Consider the following 17,832-nt stretch of genomic DNA (forward strand, 5'->3'; position numbering starts at 1 on the left):
TTAAATCAACCGCCGCCATAAAACCGTTATGGTAGATAAACCAGTTAAAAGGAGCCTTTTCATGAAAGGCTTTTTTTTCTGTCCATAGTCGCTTGCTTTATATTCTGTTCGATCTTTCGCTACGAGAACACTATAAGCGATTTTTCGTTCGATTGCTTCCGTAAGAGATAACGCAAATGGTGCACTATCAATCACCAAAATCGATTCAGTATTTAAAAAGCTGGATCTTGCATCTAGATTATATGTTCCAATAATACTTAAGTTATCATCAATGACCATTGATTTCGCGTGAATTGAATACGGACCTTGATATTCATACAAATGAACACCCGTTTTCATGAGTTCCTTTTTCGTGCTTAAATATCCTGCAAATGCTAAAGGGTTTGGTGTCGCTGTAAGAGAATTCGTCACGATCGTCGTTTGAATATCATTTGGTAATGGCGTGAGTCCGTCTTTCATTGGCCCTGTCGGTATGACATAAGGCGTCTGGATCAGAACCGAACGCTTTGACCGCTGTGCGAGATCGTTTAACTTTTTCAAGACGATCGGACGTTTATTTAAGCGTTCCACTGGATTTGTGAAAAATGCAATCTGCTTTGCACGAATGGCGTCTTTTGCCCAATCATATGTGGACGTCACAAAGGGTTCTTTTGTACGAATGGCTTCCTGATAAGATCGAAGTAGCTGTTTTCTTAGCTTTTTTCCTTTTTTCGCTTTTGCCTTGGAAAATACATCTTTTGTTCTTTTCGTAAAATCATGATTCCACAAATAAACGAAATACTGCTCCATTTCATCTAATACTTTTCCTTTTTTGGCGTTGTAGAGCAGCACATCTCGGTCATATGCAAAGTCTTTCGGCGGCTGATCTGCAAAGTATTTATCACCAATATTTCTGCCGCCCATGACAGCGACCCTGCCATCTACCAAAAGAAGCTTATCGTGAAGGCGGTTATGCCACGTCCATGGCTTGAACAAACGAAAAGGCTCATAAAAACGAATGGCCATATTCGGGTGATTCGCCACAGCATAACGCAAATGCTTCAGCGGTCCACGCAGGCTATGGCAAATGCCATCTAACAACAGCTGAACTTTTACTCCTCGATCAGCCGCTTCAATTAAAGCACCAAGCACCCATTCGGCGGTTTTTCCTTTTTGAATGGAATAATAACTCAAACGAATGTTCTTTTTAGCCTCTCGAATCATTTGAACTCTCACTTGACCTGATTCAAACCCGTCATCAAGCAGCATGACTTGATTTATGCCTTGGTCGTCTCCTGAGATGGAAGAAGCTTTATAGATGCAATGTTCTTTACATGTTTTTTGAAACGGTAAATAAAACAAGACAAATGCGGTCAAAAATACATACACCACATATAAAAAGATCAGAAAAAACAAGAATTGAAGCACAGTGATCAACTCCTTTCACACAAACCGTTCTTTTTGTTAGCTTATGTTAAAAACAAAATTTCACTCATCCAGCTTTCTAATAAAAAATACAGGATAAAAGAATCATCTTGTTTTCATAGGGCATTTAATTATAGTATGAAATGAGTAAGGGGGAATCGCATTGAATGAACCATTATTTAATATACCAAGTGATGTGTATCAAACGTTAAGTGAAACAGAACGTTATTTACTGCATTATATTCACCAGCATTTAGAGGATATCTCCACCTTATCCATCGTCACATTAAGTGAAAGAGCCAACGTGTCGACGGCGACCATTGTCAGACTGATGAAGAAAATCGGATACAACGGCTATACATCCTTTAAATATCGATTGAAACAAGAAAAGAAAATGACAGATGATAGTGATCAACTAAAAAATATTGACGAAGACATCAAACTAGCCATTCGAAAAAATGAAGAAGAGGTCTTAAAGACGATTCAACTGCAAAGTATTGGGCAAATTGAGGATGCAGTTCAAAAAATCCACGATGCGGACAAAATTTATATTTTTGGCAGAGGCTTTTCAGAGATGATCGCCAAAGAGATGACCATCAAATTGCAGCTCATCGGGAAAACATGTGAAGTTCATGACGACCCGAATATCATTCGGCTCAAATCGCGTGACATTGATAAAAACGAACTTGCCATCTTTGTTTCATTAAATGGAGAAACGTCTGAACTAGTAGAAGCCTGCCAAAACCTCAGTATGAAGCAGGTCACGACCATTACGGTCACAACGAGAATTGATTCTACATTAAGTAAAATATCAGATATGACACTCGTCGGATATAAAGGGGAACAATCATTCTTCCCAGATTATGAAGTCAGGTCCCGCCTGTCGCTTCATGTCATTGCCCGCATTTTACTAGACGCCTATGTGATTCGGATGAAATAAACACTCAAAAAGCCTTCCACACTTTATGATGGGAGGCTTTTTACCGTGAAAACCTTTACACAATCTGAAAACATTTTCACTGAATCGTATGAGATACTTTCTTTAGAGAAAAGAAAGAAGGTGAAACCAATTGATTTATACCTGCACCTTAAATCCTGCTATTGACCTATATATTGCATTAAAAGAAATGCGGGCAGATACAGTCAACCGCACGGAAGATGAGGATTATCAGCCAAATGGAAAAGGTGTTAATGTCTCCATTATGCTAAAGAAATATGGCTTCACCAGCACTGCATTAGGATTTATTGCTGGGTTTTCAGGTTCATATATTGAACAATCGTTAAAAGATCTTTCCATTCAAACCGATTTTATCCCAGTGGATGGGATTACACGCATTAATGTATTTATTAACACAACAGAAGAATACAAGCTTGTGAATCAAGGACCTGCTATTGAGGCAAAAGCGCTTAATGCCTTTCGCGAAAAAATCCCGACCATTCCAAAAGGCAGCATCTTCATTATGTCAGGCAGTCTGCCTAAAGGCGTTCCTGCTAGCATTTTCTCAGAGATAGCCGCTATTTGTCATCAAAACAACGTGAAATTTATTTTAGACACAAGCTCTAAAGCGGTTTTAGAAACACTTCAATACAAACCATATTTACTAAAACCAAATGAAGAAGAGATGGCCGCATTTTTTGGAAAAACCCACCGTTTATCAGAAACAGAACTCGTTGAATCAGGGCGAAAGCTGATCGAGATGGGTGCAGAGCAAGTACTCATTTCCCGAGGAGGGGAAGGAGCACTATTCCTTACAAATGAAGCCGTATTAAAAGGAAATGCACCAATAGGAACGGTCGTAAATACGGCTTGTTCTGGTGATGCCATGCTCGCTGCATTCCTAAGTAAACAGCTGGAAGGACAACCTTCGGAAGAATGCTTACGCTACGGCATTGCAACAGGGGCATCTACCGCCTTTTCAAAAGGGTTAAGTGATTTACATGACATTGATTCATTAATTGAGCAAATACACATTCAGAACATATAAGGGGGAGTTCACATGAGCCGTAAGAAAATTGTCGCTGCCACTGGCTGTCCAACAGGCATTGCACACACATTTATGGCAGCTGAGGCATTAAAAATCGCAGCTGAGCAATTAGGGGTCGACATCAAAGTTGAAACGCATGGTCAAGTAGGAATTGAAAACGCTTTAACGGATCAAGACATTTTGGAAGCAGATGGCGTTATTGTTGCAGCGGACAAAGATGTGAATACAGATCGTTTTCACGGCAAACCACTCATTGAAGTGCCTGTAGCAAAGGGTATCCGCACACCAAATGAACTGATTCAAGGCATTATCAATGGAGAAGCCCCCGTTCATCAAGTGAAAGGAAGAGCTTCTGGAACAGAAAAACCATCTGCGCCTTCATTAGCTCAACAAAAGTCAGCGAATAAGTGGATACACACCATCTATAAGCATTTAATGAACGGTGTATCACACATGCTTCCATTTGTTGTTGGGGGCGGGGTCTTAATTGCTTTATCTTTTCTATTCGGTATTTACTCAGCTGATCCTCAGCATGAAACGTATCATCCGTTTGCTGCCTACTTGAAAAACATTGGCGGACTCGGCTTTAGCTTAATGGTGCCTATTTTAGCAGCATTTATCGCTGATTCAATCGCGAAACGCCCAGGGATGGTTGTCGGATTTATCGGTGGCTTGCTTGCAAACGATGGAGGCGCTGGATTCTTAGGTGGTATTATCGCAGGTTTTGCAGCAGGGTATATCATCGTACTTCTTCAATTCCTGCTTCAAAAATTACCAGCATCACTTGACGGATTAAAATCAATTTTCATCTATCCTGTTATCGGTATTTTCTTAATTGGGGCTGTCATGACCCCGCTATTAGTTCCAATCACAGGGCTAAATCATTCATTAATGGATTTTCTCTCATCAGTTCAATCCACAAATCCATTGCTTTTAGGTTTAATTGTTGGAGCCATGTGTGGATTTGATATGGGAGGACCTTTTAACAAAGCAGCCTATGTCACAGGAACGGCTTTACTCGCAGAAGGTAACCTTTACTTCATGGCAGGGGTGTCAGCAGCATGTATCACACCACCGCTTATCATTGCGATTGCCACAACGATTTTCCGAAAACATTTTACACCACAAGAACGAAATGCTGGGATGATCAACTATATTCTCGGAGCGACTCATATTACCGAAGGAGCCATTCCATTTGCAGCAAAAAACCCAGTCGTTGTCCTGCCAATTATCATGTTTGGTTCCGCCATCTCTGCTATATTGACGTATCTCTTTGGCGTACAGGTTCCTGCTCCGCATGGTGGATTCCTTGTCCTTCCAGTCGTCACAGGCGCATTTCAGTGGGTGCTTTCCATACTCATCGGCTCACTTGTAGGTGCGATTCTATACGGACTTTACCGCAAGAAAATAGACAAACCCGCAGTTTAATAGGGAGGAAGAGAAATGATGGAACATATTTATATGAATCTACATGAAACGGCTTCTTCACAGGCTGGCGTTTTCGCAGCCATAGCTGACATTGCCTCTGAAGCAGGGATTTGTACATCTCCTGAGGCAGTCAAAAAAGGACTAGCTGAAAGAGAAGCTCTTAGTACAACCGGCTTTCAAGATGGATTTGCCATTCCGCATACACAGTCAGACGCCATTCAAGTACCGGCACTCGTCATCGTCCGTACAGAAACCGGAATCGAATGGTACGCTTTTGATGGGAAGCCTTGCTTTTTCTTCTTATCCTTACTCATTCCAAAAAGTGAAGCAGGAACCACTCATTTACAAGCACTTTCTGCTCTTTCACGCGGATTAATGGATGAAACGAGACGACAAAAACTGCTCGAAACAAGAACAAATGAAGAAATGCTCACTTTATTAAAAACAGAGATTCTGACGAGAGAGGATGTTTGACTATGCCTTTACTTTCCACAACACCTATGCTTGAAGCAGCAAAAAAAGAAAAATACGGAATTGTCGCATTCAATGTACATTCCTTTGATAGTATTTACTGGGTACTTGAAACGGCAGCTGAATTAAAATCACCTGTCATTTTGCAAACAACGGTTGGCACGGTCCAATCGCTTGGCGCAAAAGCCATTGCAGATACAGTAAAGGCGGCAGCTGATCAATACCAAATCCCAATCGGCCTTCATCTCGATCATTGCACTGATTTTGATGTGATTCTTACTTGTATACGAGCAGGATATACATCCGTGATGATCGATGCTTCCATGCATTCATATGAAGAAAATGTACGCCGCACAAAAGAAGTGGTTGACCTTGCCTTAAAAGTAGGTGTGAATGTAGAAGCCGAGTTAGGCAAGGTAGGCGGGGTAGAAGATGATATTGTCGTGGATGAAAAAGATGCTGAAAAAGCCATTCCATCAGAATGCCGTCAATTTGTAGAAGAAACTGGTGTACCTACTTTAGCACCTGCGATCGGCACGGCCCACGGCATCTATAAAGGGGTGCCGGATATCGACTTTGACCGCATTGAACAAATTGCAGCGCTTGTCGATGTGCCGCTTGTCCTTCATGGTGGTTCAGCTGTACCAGATGAGGATGTCAAAAGATGTGTCGCACTCGGTATGGCAAAGGTCAATGTGTCCACTGAATTGAAAAATGCATACTCTGAAGCGATTCGTGATCATTTCTCAAACGAACCTGAAAGCTTAGATCCGCGTATGTATTTACAAAAAGCAAAACAAGCAGCCAAAGACATGGTCACATCTAAAATAAAGATCGTTGGCAGTGAAGGAAAAGCCCAACTTTTATATCAATAAGATGAAAAAAAGCAGAGCCGCATCGCTCTGCTTTTTTCACATTATTCGCTTTCTTTCATTTCATTTGATGTACGTACTCGTGCATTTCCCATAAATATGACCGTAATCGCCGCAAGTGCAATCGGGAATAAAGCAATCATAAATACATACGTAATACTTTGTGACATCGCATCAATCACTTTATTTAAAATATCAGGCGGAATTTGTGAGCGTGCCCCCTCTTGAAAAATGGCTTGTGGATCACCAACTGGAGAAGAAGCTCCTTTCATTCCGCTAAAAGCATCTGCTAAACGATTTGTCAGGACATTGGTTTGAATCGTTCCAAAAATCGTCACGCCTAAAGTCATCCCAAGTGATCTCATGAACGAATTGGTAGAATTAGCACTGCCGCGGTAGCGCGGAGAGAGATCATTCATTGAAGCAGATGGCAGAAGGGAGAAGCTAAATCCAACGCCAAAACCTGAAATCATCATAAAGAGCGTAAGCCACAATCTTGCTGTATCAGGCGACATATTGGCAAGCAGCAGCATCCCAGCAAAAAATGAAATCACAGAGATGGTCATTAATCGTCTAAAAGGTACTTTCGTCTGCATCGTTCCACCAATCATACTGCCAATCACGGAACCAATCATCATCGGTGTTAAAATGAACCCGGCACTTGTTGCAGATTCACCGTACACCGCCTGGACGAAGATAGGAATAAAGACAGCTAGAATAATAAACGTCCCGCCATATAAAAACGCCAAAATTTGAGATGTCGCAAACAAACGATTTTTAAACATCCAAAATGAAATAATCGGTTCTTCTGCCTTCCGTTCAACAATGAAGAAGATGGTGCCAAAGACAACAAACACAGCAAATAGTGTCAAGATTTGAACAGAATCCCATGCATACGATTTACCGCCAAGCTCAAGGGCGAACATTAAACTGACAACCGCAACGACAAGTGTAATGGCACCTGACCAGTCAATTTTCTGCTTGCGATGCTCAAGCGATTCTTGATAAAATTTGGCGATTAAGAATACACTGACGATACCAATTGGTACGTTAATATAAAACACCCAATGCCAGCCGATCGAATCCGTAATAATTGCTCCTAACAGCGGTCCTAATACACTGGATAGACCAAAAACTGCACCAAACATACCGGACATTTTCCCGCGTTTTTCTGGCGGGAAGATATCAAAGATAATCGTGAAAGCGATCGGAAGAAGAGCACCGCCTCCAAGTCCTTGAATCGCACGGTAAATAATGAGCTGATCCATTGTTTGTGCGATGCCACACAGCGCAGATCCAATTAAAAAGAAAATAAGTCCAAACAGAAAAAAACGCTTCCGACCATACATATCTGAAAGCTTTCCATAAATCGGCATACCGGCCATCACTGCCACCATATAAGAAGCAGTCACCCAAGCAAATTTATCAAAACTGCCCAAATCGGCGACGATGCTTCCCATTGCTGTTGCGACAATGGTGTTGTCCATCGCTGCCATAAAAATCCCTAACAGCAACCCGACGACAACAAAGCGAGTGGATGCCTTGCCTTTATGATCCACGTTATTCATTTCATTTACCTCCTGCTTACGTTCTCTTCACTTTTTTGCTATGATCAAGTTAATTATAAAGTAAGAGAACATTTATCTTGATGATCAAGATAAATTGATTTTAAAGGGAGGAGAACAAGTTGTCAATAAAGAACGAGGCAGAAGATCGAGCGGACCAGATCATTCATACGATGAGACGCCTTGCTACACGAACAGTCCTATTTCACCAAGCAGCCGCTCAATCGCTCGGCCTTTTCCCAACAGATCTCAAATCAGCAGATTTGTTAAACGAACTTGGACCACTCACAGCAGGTGAATTAAGTGAAAAAACTGGTCTTAGCTCAGGTGCGGTCACCGCTCTCATTGACCGGTTAGAAAAAGCAGGCTACGTCAAAAGGGAGAAGGACCCAAAAGACAAGCGAAGAGTCATCATTGTTCCATTAACGGCTGGGAAATCACAAGTGAAGGAACTCTTTCAATCTTTATCGGCATCCACCAAAAAACTCACAAATGAATACAAGCCAGAAGAATTGGATTTAATCATTCAATTTATTTCAGAAGCAGCTGAAATCATGGATCAAGAGCTGCAATTGCTTAAGTCTAAATCGTAAGAAAGCACACTGATGCGTTAACTACACCGAAATAAGTAAAGCGAGAAATGAACGAAAACAACAAAGATGCTCTCATTGCATCTCTAAAAAAACAAAAAGTTGGAAGAGGAAAATAGGCAATTAAGAGAGCAACTGAAAGTAGCATATGCAGATGTCTATAAAAATTTATAAGAGAGAACAACGTTCACCCTCCTTCAACTAACGGAGCAGTATAGCGCAAGAAGAAGTTGCTGAAATAATGATAAGTATATTAGGATGCTTATCCTAAAAAGGGGAGGTATAACAGAAAGTGGAGATTATAAAGTTTAAGGAAACTGATACAAAAGAGATTATTTCATTGTTTTATGAAACAGTTCATTCCGTAAATTCAAAAGATTATTCCCAAGTACAATTGGATGCTTGGGCACCAAGAGATGAAAAAGAATCTAAAATGAATTCTTGGAAGGAATCATTGAGTCAAAATATAACATTTGTTGCTAAAGTGAATGGTAAAGTTGTTGGTTTTAGCGATTTAACGCATACCGGGTACTTAGATAGACTATTCGTTCATAAAGATTATCAAGGACAAGGTATAGCCACAGCTTTAGTTGATATGCTCGAATCTGAGGCAAAGAAACTAAAGCTTTTAGAAATTGATACCGAAGCAAGTATTACAGCTAAGCCATTTTTTGAACATCTAGGTTACAAAATTGTTTGTTCACAAACTGTGGAAAAAAAGGGGGTTAAGTTGGCTAATTTTAAAATGCTAAAAAAAATAAAATAATCATTTTTTTGTTATGCTAACAGGTGCGTTAGTTTAAAAAGAAAGGGTATAACATATTCGTCATATAAAATATGTTATACCCTTTTATTTATTTAACTTTTTTCAATAGTAGAAAAGATATAATACATTGCAGAGGTGATTCAATGAATGATAGGTCCAGTTATTTAAAGAAGTTAGAAGATTTTTTAGGTGGGACATTTCATCAAGATATTGATTCGCCAGAGGAAGCGTTAGATGAGTTTATCCATCTAAGTTACAAAAAAACCTCCAATGAACCACCAATCTTATTCCCATGCTTCTTTTAATAAACAAATACCTCTTTCGATTTGTTCAAGAGAAAGGTTTGCGAAACCGAGCAGTATGTGCGGTTGTACAGGTGGATTTTCGATAAATAAATGACTTGTTGGATACACTTTAACATGCTGTTGAAGAGCTTTTTCAATTAATTCTTTTTCGGAATAGGGAGTGTGTATACGTAACATGATATATAACCCTGCATTGTCACCAATGATCTCAATTTGTTTTCCAAATAAATGTTGAACTTGTTGTACCAATAAATTCATTTTCCTTTTATAAGTATTGCGCATACGCTTAATATGTTTTGTCCATTCACCACTTTTCATAAATTCAGTCATGGTCAGTTGGTGCAATAACGAAGCATTATGTTCGAAATGTTCAAATTTGCTCATATAGATATTGATTAATGAATCAGGTAACACCATATATGCTAATCGTATAGCTGGTAGAAATGCTTTTGAAAACGTACCAAAATAAATGACATGTGCAGCATCTAAAGAGGCTAAAGCAGGAAATGGTTTTTGTCCATATCGAAATTCTCCATCGTAATCGTCCTCTAATAAGAAACCGTTATTTGATCGTACCCATTGAATCAATTCAATTCTTTGTTGAATCGATAGTGCAGTACCAGTAGGATATTGATGTGAAGGTGTTATGTACAATAATTTCCCGCTTTTATTTACGAGTGAGTCCAATAATACACCTTGTTTTGATGCAGGAATACTTTCAATCTCAAATCCATGTAAATGACAGACCTCACGTACACCGCTATAACCAGGGTTTTCAACAATCATACTAGAAAAACGTTCTTTTAATAGAAATCCCAAATACAACAGTAGTTGCTGTGTATTACTTCCAACGATCATATTTTTGGGGTTAATGATCATACCTCTCGCTTGAAATAAATAATCAGCCAGTTCTTGTTTAAACCCGGGTTCTCCAAAAGGATCTCCATATTGAAAGCTAATGGATTGCTGCAGCACTTTGTTGGAAATTTGCCGCCAGACTTTTAAAGGGAATTGTTCCTCATCAACAGTACTTGCTTTGAAATCAATGAAATCGATCAATTGTATTGGTTCATTTCTAGGTACTTCTGGAATAGAGGTTTGAAGAAATATCGGTTCAAATTCATTGACACTATAGCTTTTACGCTCATTGGCTTGAATATATCCTTCAGCTAATAATTGATCATATGCTTGTAGTGTAGTGTGGCGACTAACACCTAGGTCATTGGCTAGTGAACGAATGGAAGGAAGATTTTCTCCTGTTTTTAACTTTCCCTCCTCGATTAATTTTTTAAATTGCTCATAAATTTGTTTATATTTTGGTTGATTGGCACTGAAAGGGAAAATATAATGTTTCATTTCTTCATTCCTCCCTTCTGACATTTAATAAAGTATAAATCTGTACATTTTTACATGTCAGAATATCAATTATTATACTACTAATTGATATGAAAAGGGGATAGAAGAGTGGATATAGTAAGAGCTCATGAAAATGATTTAAAACAAGTTTCGGTTCTATTTGATCAATATCGCCAATTTTATAAACAGACTTCTAATATAGAAGGTGCTTATCATTTTCTAGTGGAACGATACCGTAAACAAGAGTCTATTTTGTTTGTTGCAAAGCAAGGTGAACAATATGTAGGATTTGTACAACTGTATCCCACATTTTCATCTGTTGCGATGAAAGATGCGTTCATTTTAAATGATTTGTTTGTTATAAACGATTTTCGTCAAAAGGGGGTAGGTAAGCAATTGATGAAAAAAGCATTTTCATTTGCAAACGATAAAGGAGCCAGATTTATCTGTTTAGAAACAGCGACTTCTAATATAAAAGCACAACAATTGTATGAAAAAATGGGCATGACAAGCGATTCTTCAACTCAGCACTATATTTATTATTGGGATTGAACGCAGAAGAATGAAGTTTTGGGATGGCAGAAAATTTAATATAACTCGGTCAAAAAAAGATGAATATGCTTTGTCAGAGACGGATCAGCAAGCTACAATGGCATTGTACACTGAATTGATTGCAACAAAATGACAAAACAGCGATTCCTATGGATTTTGACAAGAAAGACTTTAAAAAACACAAAGGGGGGTAATTTTATTGAATTCTTATGATGAAGATCTAATAAAGGATTTGGAATTAAAAGACCTTCTTAAATATGTCAAAGTACATAAAAATCCAAAAATTTATTTAGACTTAATAGAACAAAAATTTGATTTTGCTGGTTCAAAAATAGATTGGTTACAAACCAATAAACATTATAGTAAGAGCTCAAATCATGAATCGTTACTTTCTGATGCTCTTCTCTTTATAACTGAATTAAAAGAAAAATATTTAGATAATAACTTACAAGTAATTTACATAGGGGATAACCTTACAGAGTTTGGGTACCAGTTTGAATTAAAACATCTAGAAGAGTTACTAGTCTATTTTTTAGATATCCCACAGCACCACTACTTTATATCATTAGAAGGTGATTGGAGTATTTGTATTTCATTTGAAAACGATTTGGATTTCGGATTTAGTTTAAACAAAAAATAAGTTTAAGCGTCACATATAGGAAAAATAAAAAATGAATAAGAAGTGAAAAAACCTTGACTGGCTTTATACCATTCTAGGTTTTTTGCGTTTATTCGTCCTCAAACACGTAAAAGAAGACAAAGAGCTCTTTGTATACAAGTCTCAAAGCACACTCAAACGAGTGTGCTTTTTCTTATAACAAAGAACACCCAAAAACCTGCACAACATTTACTGAAAACATTTGGACTTCTTTGACGCATGCGAGTTGATTAGACTTATAACCAAAGGGAAGAGGGGAGGGATTCCAACTGCACTTAACCAAAAGGGGCACGACTTTATTATCGATGCTGCTTCACACGACCACTTATCTATCAATTGAAGATTTACAGAATCGACTGAATGTCTCTACTCGAACGGTCTACGCTGAAATCAAACGAATGAATAGCTGGCTGGAAACCCATCAGCTTAGTGGCGTCCAGCGAAAAGATCAACGAGGCTACTATTTACATCCACACGAGAAAGAAGTCATTATCGAAAAAGCTGACACTGTTCTTGTCGGTCATGACTATGAACCATGTGTAAAAGAAAGACGTGCCATCTTGCTCCTATCCATTGCATGCAGTGAGAAGCATCTAAAAATTGATGATTTTATGGAGATGACGAAGGTAAGCCGCAATACACTGCTTGAAGATATGAAACAACTAAAAGAAGCACTTTCAAAACAGCAGCTTACACTTCATTATCAGGCGGCCAGTGGCTATTTAATTTCAGGAGAAGAAAGAACAATTCGGTTGGCGCTGAAACCTTATATTCATTTCATTCGCAACATGATAAAAAATGAAAAAACGTTTCCATCGGTTTGGTTAAAGGGTCCTATCTCATATAAGAGAATACATGATCTCCTTCAACAATCCGAACAAGATCTGAAGCTTGAGTTTGCAGATGACATGCTGGATCAGCTGTCTATGGATCTCTTTTTCTACTTTAAACGGATGAAGCTAGGACGTGCTGTACACATTTCAACAGAAGAAAAACGGACATTGCAGAAAACAGATGAATGCTTGGCTGCTATTCGTTTCATGGCGCAAATTCAAAAAGAAACCAGTCTTTTGGTTCATGATGAGGAAATCTATTTTCTTAGTACGCTATGGCTCAGTGCCAAAAAACAAAAACTTCCAACAAGTCAAAAACCAGAAGAACATCTCATTCGAACCATTGCGAGACAAATGATCATTGACTTTCAGCGTTATGCGTGTATTTCCTTCCAGGAAGTAGAAGTCTTGGAACAAAACTTAACCATGCATTTAATTCCGGCCTATTATAGGCTCATCTATCACATTGAGATCATCAATGAATTAACAGATTCCATGAAACATGCACAGCCAGAGGTGTTTGACATCACGCAAAAGGTTGCTTGCCATTTAGAGAAGGCGGCCTGTTCAAAGATGAGCGATCATGAAATTGCCTATGTGGCGATGCATTTTGGCGGCTGGATGAGAAGAGAAGGGATTTCATCGATTGCGAAACGTTCTGTTTACATTGTCTGCGGAGAAGGAATTGGCACAAGTCACATGCTGAAAACGCAGCTTCTTGAATTAATCGGCTACATCGACATACGCGGACTGTTATCAAAACGTTCATATGAAGAATTAACATCCATTGATGCCGACTTTGTTGTGTCAACGACACCTATATCGTTTAAAGGAAAACCTGTTCATCTCGTGCACCCGATTCTCACTGCTTATGAGAAAAAAACATTGCTTCAATATGGAGAAGGCTCAGAACCTAAGCTTGATGAGCACCATGTGAATGCTTTATTCAATATCATTCAGCAGCATACCATCGTTCAAAATGAAAAAGCATTGCTTCATGACCTGAAGGAGCTGCTTCATCCGACATATGTATCACACCAGAAAGGGTGGAAACCAGTGTTAAACGATTTATTAACAGAAGAAACCATTCAGCTCCAGCAAACAGCAGACACATGGCAGGAGGCCATTACAAAAGCAGCGCAGCCTTTGCTTGATCAACAAGCGATTCAGGAAAGTTATGTGAAAGCGATGATCCAGTCTGTTCATCAAAATGGCCCTTATATTGTGATTGCGCCACAAGTGGCGATTCCGCATGCCAGACCAGAAGATGGCGTGAACAAATTAAGCATGTCACTTATGTCATGTCATCAGCCCGTTTCCTTTTCAAAGGATGGAAAAAAGCAAGTTCGGCTCATCATTGTATTAGCTGCCATTGACAGTATGACCCACCTGAAAGCACTCAAACAGCTGACGATGCTGTTAAGTGAAGAAAAACGGGTGAGACAATTGATTGAAGCAGAGGAATTAGCAGCCATTCAACAACTAATCAATCGATTTTCACAAGTATAAAGGAGGAAAAAGAGAATGAAAAAAATTCTTGTTGTATGCGGAAACGGTTTAGGAAGCAGCTTTATTGTTGAAATGAATGTCAAAAAGGCATTAGAAGAATTAGGACTTTTAGCGGAAGTGGATCACACCGATCTCAGTACAAGCAAAAATGAACAAGCAGATCTTTATATCGGAGCAACAGATATTATCGATCAGCTGGATGACGGCACAAGAAAGGTCGCTGGATTAAATAACTTGTTAGACCAGGAAGCCATTAAAGACGTCCTTCGTAAACACATATAATCGACGGAAAAAGGGGGATTCACATCATGATAGAACTGATCATGAACGATATATTGGGCACACCCGCAATTCTCATCGGTTTGTTTGCACTCGCTGGTTTACTTTTGCAGAAAAAGTCAGCTGCCGATACTGTATCAGGCACCTTAAAAACAACAATGGGTTTTTTAATATTAGGAGCGGGCGCCACAGTCGTATCTGATTCACTTGGGGTTTTCAGGAAGATGTTTGAAGCAGCCTTTCACATTCAAGGGGTTGTCCCAAATACAGATGCCATGGCGGCCATTGCCCAAAAGGAATTCGGTACACAGACAGCGCTCATTATGATTTTTGGTATGGTGGTTAATTTGCTTTTGGCAAAATTCACACCCTTTAAATACGTCTTTTTAACTGGTCATCATACGCTATATATGGCGGCTATGCTTGCAGTCGTTCTGTCAACAGCTGGCATGCAAGGAACGCTGCTGATCACCACTGGTTCAATCGTATTAGGTGCAGCAATGGTCATTGCTCCCGCAATCCTTCAGCCGTTTACAAGGAAAGTCACTGGAAATGATGATCTGGCGCTCGGTCATTTCAGTACGTTCGGCTATTTTACAGCGGGAATGATCGGCAAATGGGTCGGGCGCCCAGAGAAATCAACGGAAACCATTCAAGTGCCTAAATCACTCGGTTTTCTAAGAGATACATCGGTGGCCATCTCCATTACGATGGCTTTGCTTTTCTTTGCGATTGCACCGTTTGCGGGAATTTCATTCATAGAAAACATTAGTGGTGGTACGAACTTTGCTGTCTTCATTCTCATTCAGGCCATTACCTTTGCTGCTGGGGTGTACATTATTTTAGCAGGTGTACGGATGGCAATCGGGGAAATTGTGCCTGCTTTCAAAGGGATTGCCGATCGTTTCGTCAAAGGGGCAAAGCCGGCACTTGATGCACCAACTGTTTTCCCATTTGCTCCAAATGCGGTGATCATCGGTTTTTTATGCAGTTTTGCAGGAGGCATCGTGTCTATTTTCCTTCTTCCTTTGTTTGGTTTAACTGTCATTGTTCCTGGACTTGTGCCACACTTTTTCTGCGGTGCGACAGCGGGCGTATATGGCAATGCAACGGGGGGAGTGAGAGGTGCAGTCGCCGGTTCCTTTGTAAATGGAATACTCCTTTCATTTTTACCAGCTTGTTTACTTCCTGTGTTAGGCACTCTTGGCTTTGAAGGGACAACATTTGGCGATACAGACTTCGGTATCATCGGAATATTGATTGGATTGATCAAATTTTTATTTCATCTTTAAAAAGGAGGCATTTCAGGATGACAGCTATTTTCTCACCTTCATTGATGTGCATGGATTTAACACACTTCCGTGAACAAATTCAGCTTCTGAACACAAGGGCAGACCGTTATCATGTCGACGTCATGGATGGTCATTATGTAAAAAATCTGACCTTATCACCCTTTTTCATTGAACAACTTCGGAAACTGACAGATGTTCCGATTGATGTTCATCTAATGGCCGAACAGCCTCAGGAATTTTTAATTGATGCATGTATTGATGCAGGCGCAACGATGATTTGTTTACATCCAGAAGTGGTGCAAAAAGACGTTTTTCGAATCATTCGGCATATCCAAGAAAGAAAGTGTGAGGTCGGCTTTGTTCTCAATCCCGCCACACCAGTTGCAGCATTAGATGCTTTTATTCATTTAATAGACCGGGTGACGATCATGACAATTGACCCAGGGTTTGCGGGTCAGCCTTTTATCAAAGAAATGCTTCCGAAAATGAAAGAGGTGAAAGAAATCAAAGAGAAGGGGGGATACTCATTTTCAATTGAGGTAGACGGCTCTTGTAATGAAAGCACATTCCGATTGCTTGCTGAGGCAGGAAATGAAATTTACATCATCGGCACCTCAGGTTTATTTGGACTTCACGAAGAATTAGATAAAGCATGGGAAATAATGAAGCAATTGTTCGCAAAAGAAACAGCCACAATGAAATCACCTTAGTAAAAAGGAGGATGAAGCCCATCCTCTTTTTTACGCAATTTTACTAAACAAACTATATCCTCATCAAAACATACTCAAAAACTTCAAAAAAGCACAAATTTATAATTGAAAGCGCTTTATTTATGTGTTATTCTTCAAATATCTTTAGTAAACATTTAGTCAAAAATGATGAGGAGTTTGCCTATGACTACACTCAAAGATATTGCTCATGATGCAAAAGTATCCGTCTCTACTGTATCCCGTGTGTTAAATGGCGACCAAACGCTTGCCGTTTCACACGCAACAAGACAAAACATCCTCGACATAGCCAAGAAATTAAACTATACCCCAGTCAGAGCAAGAAAAGCCGATCAAGCAGAAGTAAAAAGCCCACCCGCATCCCCAGTCATCGGTGTCGTTGTCGCCCAATCCATTGACGAAGAATTAAATGATCCTTTTTTTTCATCGATTCGAAAAGGAATTGAAAAAGAATATGCCAAACAAGGTCTGTCCACTCTCCATACCTTTCGCCTAAGAAACATGGATAAAGGGGCGATACTAAAGGATATTGACGGTTTGATCGTCATTGGACGAATCAGCCCTGATACGGTTGAAAAGATGACAAACCGAATGGAACATATCGTTTTCATCAATCATTATGCGGATGAAGATTTGTATGATTGTGTACATGTGGATTTTGTCAGAGCGGCAGATCGTGCCATTCGTCATCTGCAATCTCTCGGCTATACACATCTAGGATATATTGGCGGGAAAGAGAGGGAGCATTATTTTGAAGGAAATGCTGTGATTGAGGATGAAAGACAAACAACGTTTATCAAAAGAATGCAAGAAGCGGGAACTCTTCATATGAATGACATCCACATAGGCGAATATTCGATGCAAGAAGGCTACTCACTTATGCAAAAAGCCATTCAGAAAGGAAATCTTCCAGAAGCCTTTTTTATCGGAAGTGATTCTATGGCAATAGGCGCTATGCGTGCGCTACATGAAGCCGGTCTTCGTGTACCTCAAGATGTCTCAATCGTGGGGTTTAATGATATCGAAGCCGCTTCCTTTTCAAGCCCGCCGCTCACAACGGTTAAAGTATATACAGAACAAATGGGGGAAGTAGGTCTAAAGCTTTTGCTTGAGCGGATAGAGGGAAGAAAGCTTCCCCTAAAAGTCGTCGTGCCAACAAAGCTCATGCAAAGAGGCAGCACATGCCCAATTCATGAAAGGGGGTGAACGAGCATTTCAGCAAACAAAAAAGAGACAAAA

16 protein-coding genes and 3 pseudogenes are annotated in these 17,832 nt (G+C 39.6%); 16 read left to right on the forward strand and 3 right to left on the reverse strand.

What is annotated here, in order from left to right; translation table 11 throughout:
- A complete protein-coding gene (locus ASG46_RS03515) occupies positions 1-1,407 on the reverse strand; it encodes a phospholipase D-like domain-containing protein (RefSeq protein ID WP_056703179.1) in 1,407 nt (468 codons plus the stop codon).
- Positions 1,408-1,567: 160 nt separating this feature from the next.
- Here ASG46_RS03515 and ASG46_RS03520 point away from each other — a divergent pair, with 160 nt between their 5' ends.
- The 5 genes from ASG46_RS03520 to ASG46_RS03540 all read left to right on the forward strand — a co-directional run bounded on the left by ASG46_RS03520 (position 1,568) and on the right by ASG46_RS03540 (position 6,163).
- Entirely contained in the window at positions 1,568-2,344 is a 777-nt protein-coding gene (locus ASG46_RS03520; RefSeq protein WP_007499235.1) for a MurR/RpiR family transcriptional regulator, read from the forward strand.
- A 130-nt stretch (positions 2,345-2,474) separates the two neighbouring features.
- Positions 2,475-3,389 carry a 1-phosphofructokinase gene (gene pfkB, locus ASG46_RS03525; protein WP_056703182.1) on the forward strand — a complete coding sequence of 305 codons (915 nt, stop codon included), beginning with the start codon at positions 2,475-2,477 and terminating at the stop codon, positions 3,387-3,389.
- 12 nt (positions 3,390-3,401) lie between these two features.
- The gene (locus ASG46_RS03530; RefSeq protein ID WP_035704496.1) at positions 3,402-4,817 is read left to right on the forward strand and encodes a PTS fructose transporter subunit IIC; all 1,416 of its coding nucleotides are present in this window, start codon (positions 3,402-3,404) and stop codon (positions 4,815-4,817) included.
- A gap of 15 nt (positions 4,818-4,832) precedes the next feature.
- Positions 4,833-5,291: a PTS sugar transporter subunit IIA gene (locus ASG46_RS03535; RefSeq protein ID WP_056703185.1), complete on the forward strand. Its 459-nt coding sequence runs from the start codon at positions 4,833-4,835 to the stop codon at positions 5,289-5,291.
- Positions 5,292-5,293: 2 nt separating this feature from the next.
- A complete protein-coding gene (locus ASG46_RS03540) occupies positions 5,294-6,163 on the forward strand; it encodes a class II fructose-bisphosphate aldolase (RefSeq protein ID WP_035391866.1) in 870 nt (289 codons plus the stop codon).
- 43 nt (positions 6,164-6,206) lie between these two features.
- On the opposite strand, the pseudogene ASG46_RS03545 reads toward ASG46_RS03540, so the two are convergent.
- A pseudogene (locus tag ASG46_RS03545) lies at positions 6,207-7,728 on the reverse strand (MDR family MFS transporter); the annotation flags it as partial.
- Positions 7,729-7,898: 170 nt separating this feature from the next.
- Here ASG46_RS03545 and ASG46_RS03550 point away from each other — a divergent pair.
- The 4 genes and pseudogenes from ASG46_RS03550 to ASG46_RS21585 form a co-directional block, all read left to right on the forward strand.
- On the forward strand, positions 7,899-8,318 hold the full coding sequence (locus tag ASG46_RS03550) for a MarR family winged helix-turn-helix transcriptional regulator (protein WP_050805674.1): 420 nt from the start codon (positions 7,899-7,901) through the stop codon (positions 8,316-8,318).
- 35 nt (positions 8,319-8,353) lie between these two features.
- Positions 8,354-8,489 (forward strand): annotated as a pseudogene (locus ASG46_RS21230) (DUF6262 family protein); the annotation flags it as partial.
- A 118-nt stretch (positions 8,490-8,607) separates the two neighbouring features.
- Complete coding sequence (locus tag ASG46_RS03555) at positions 8,608-9,081, forward strand: GNAT family N-acetyltransferase (protein ID WP_017359536.1); 474 nt, start codon at positions 8,608-8,610, stop codon at positions 9,079-9,081.
- A gap of 143 nt (positions 9,082-9,224) precedes the next feature.
- Positions 9,225-9,326, forward strand: a pseudogene (locus tag ASG46_RS21585) (contact-dependent growth inhibition system immunity protein); the annotation flags it as partial.
- Positions 9,327-9,365: 39 nt separating this feature from the next.
- Here ASG46_RS21585 and pdxR read toward each other — a convergent pair.
- Positions 9,366-10,742, reverse strand: a complete 1,377-nt coding sequence (gene pdxR, locus ASG46_RS03560) for a MocR-like pyridoxine biosynthesis transcription factor PdxR (RefSeq protein WP_056703187.1) — start codon at positions 10,740-10,742, stop codon at positions 9,366-9,368.
- 108 nt (positions 10,743-10,850) lie between these two features.
- Between pdxR and ASG46_RS03565 the strand changes: the two genes are divergently transcribed.
- The 7 genes from ASG46_RS03565 to ASG46_RS03595 all read left to right on the forward strand — a co-directional run bounded on the left by ASG46_RS03565 (position 10,851) and on the right by ASG46_RS03595 (position 17,799).
- Positions 10,851-11,294: a GNAT family N-acetyltransferase gene (locus tag ASG46_RS03565; RefSeq protein ID WP_008343718.1), complete on the forward strand. Its 444-nt coding sequence runs from the start codon at positions 10,851-10,853 to the stop codon at positions 11,292-11,294.
- A 199-nt stretch (positions 11,295-11,493) separates the two neighbouring features.
- Complete coding sequence (locus ASG46_RS03570; RefSeq protein WP_008343720.1) at positions 11,494-11,934, forward strand: hypothetical protein; 441 nt, start codon at positions 11,494-11,496, stop codon at positions 11,932-11,934.
- 287 nt (positions 11,935-12,221) lie between these two features.
- A complete protein-coding gene (locus tag ASG46_RS03575; protein WP_268414352.1) occupies positions 12,222-14,294 on the forward strand; it encodes a BglG family transcription antiterminator in 2,073 nt (690 codons plus the stop codon).
- Positions 14,295-14,309: 15 nt separating this feature from the next.
- Positions 14,310-14,576, forward strand: coding sequence for a PTS sugar transporter subunit IIB (locus ASG46_RS03580; RefSeq protein ID WP_017359544.1), 267 nt, complete (start codon positions 14,310-14,312; stop codon positions 14,574-14,576).
- A gap of 26 nt (positions 14,577-14,602) precedes the next feature.
- Positions 14,603-15,865 (forward strand): PTS ascorbate transporter subunit IIC, encoded by a 1,263-nt coding sequence (locus ASG46_RS03585; protein WP_025207436.1) that lies wholly within the window; start codon positions 14,603-14,605, stop codon positions 15,863-15,865.
- Between the two features lie 17 nt (positions 15,866-15,882).
- Complete coding sequence (alsE, locus tag ASG46_RS03590; RefSeq protein ID WP_007499263.1) at positions 15,883-16,575, forward strand: D-allulose 6-phosphate 3-epimerase; 693 nt, start codon at positions 15,883-15,885, stop codon at positions 16,573-16,575.
- Positions 16,576-16,758: 183 nt separating this feature from the next.
- Positions 16,759-17,799 carry a LacI family DNA-binding transcriptional regulator gene (locus tag ASG46_RS03595; protein WP_041507192.1) on the forward strand — a complete coding sequence of 347 codons (1,041 nt, stop codon included), beginning with the start codon at positions 16,759-16,761 and terminating at the stop codon, positions 17,797-17,799.
- The last annotated feature ends 33 nt before the right edge of the window (positions 17,800-17,832 follow it).

Source organism: Bacillus sp. Leaf49 (assembly GCF_001426125.1).
Taxonomy (GTDB): Bacteria; Bacillota; Bacilli; order Bacillales; family Bacillaceae; genus Bacillus; species Bacillus altitudinis.

What these genes read in the sequence shown, in the direction of transcription:
- ASG46_RS03530 (WP_035704496.1), top strand. Translation starts at nt 3,402, where the DNA reads ATGAGCCGTAAGAAAATTGTCGCTGCCACTGGCTGTCCAACAGGCATT.
- ASG46_RS03535 (WP_056703185.1), top strand. Translation starts at nt 4,833, where the DNA reads ATGATGGAACATATTTATATGAATCTACATGAAACGGCTTCTTCACAG.
- ASG46_RS03540 (WP_035391866.1), top strand. Translation starts at nt 5,294, where the DNA reads ATGCCTTTACTTTCCACAACACCTATGCTTGAAGCAGCAAAAAAAGAA.
- ASG46_RS03550 (WP_050805674.1), top strand. Translation starts at nt 7,899, where the DNA reads ATGAGACGCCTTGCTACACGAACAGTCCTATTTCACCAAGCAGCCGCT.
- pdxR (WP_056703187.1), bottom strand. Translation starts at nt 10,742, where the DNA reads ATGAAACATTATATTTTCCCTTTCAGTGCCAATCAACCAAAATATAAA.
- ASG46_RS03580 (WP_017359544.1), top strand. Translation starts at nt 14,310, where the DNA reads ATGAAAAAAATTCTTGTTGTATGCGGAAACGGTTTAGGAAGCAGCTTT.
- ASG46_RS03585 (WP_025207436.1), top strand. Translation starts at nt 14,603, where the DNA reads ATGATAGAACTGATCATGAACGATATATTGGGCACACCCGCAATTCTC.
- alsE (WP_007499263.1), top strand. Translation starts at nt 15,883, where the DNA reads ATGACAGCTATTTTCTCACCTTCATTGATGTGCATGGATTTAACACAC.
- ASG46_RS03595 (WP_041507192.1), top strand. Translation starts at nt 16,759, where the DNA reads ATGACTACACTCAAAGATATTGCTCATGATGCAAAAGTATCCGTCTCT.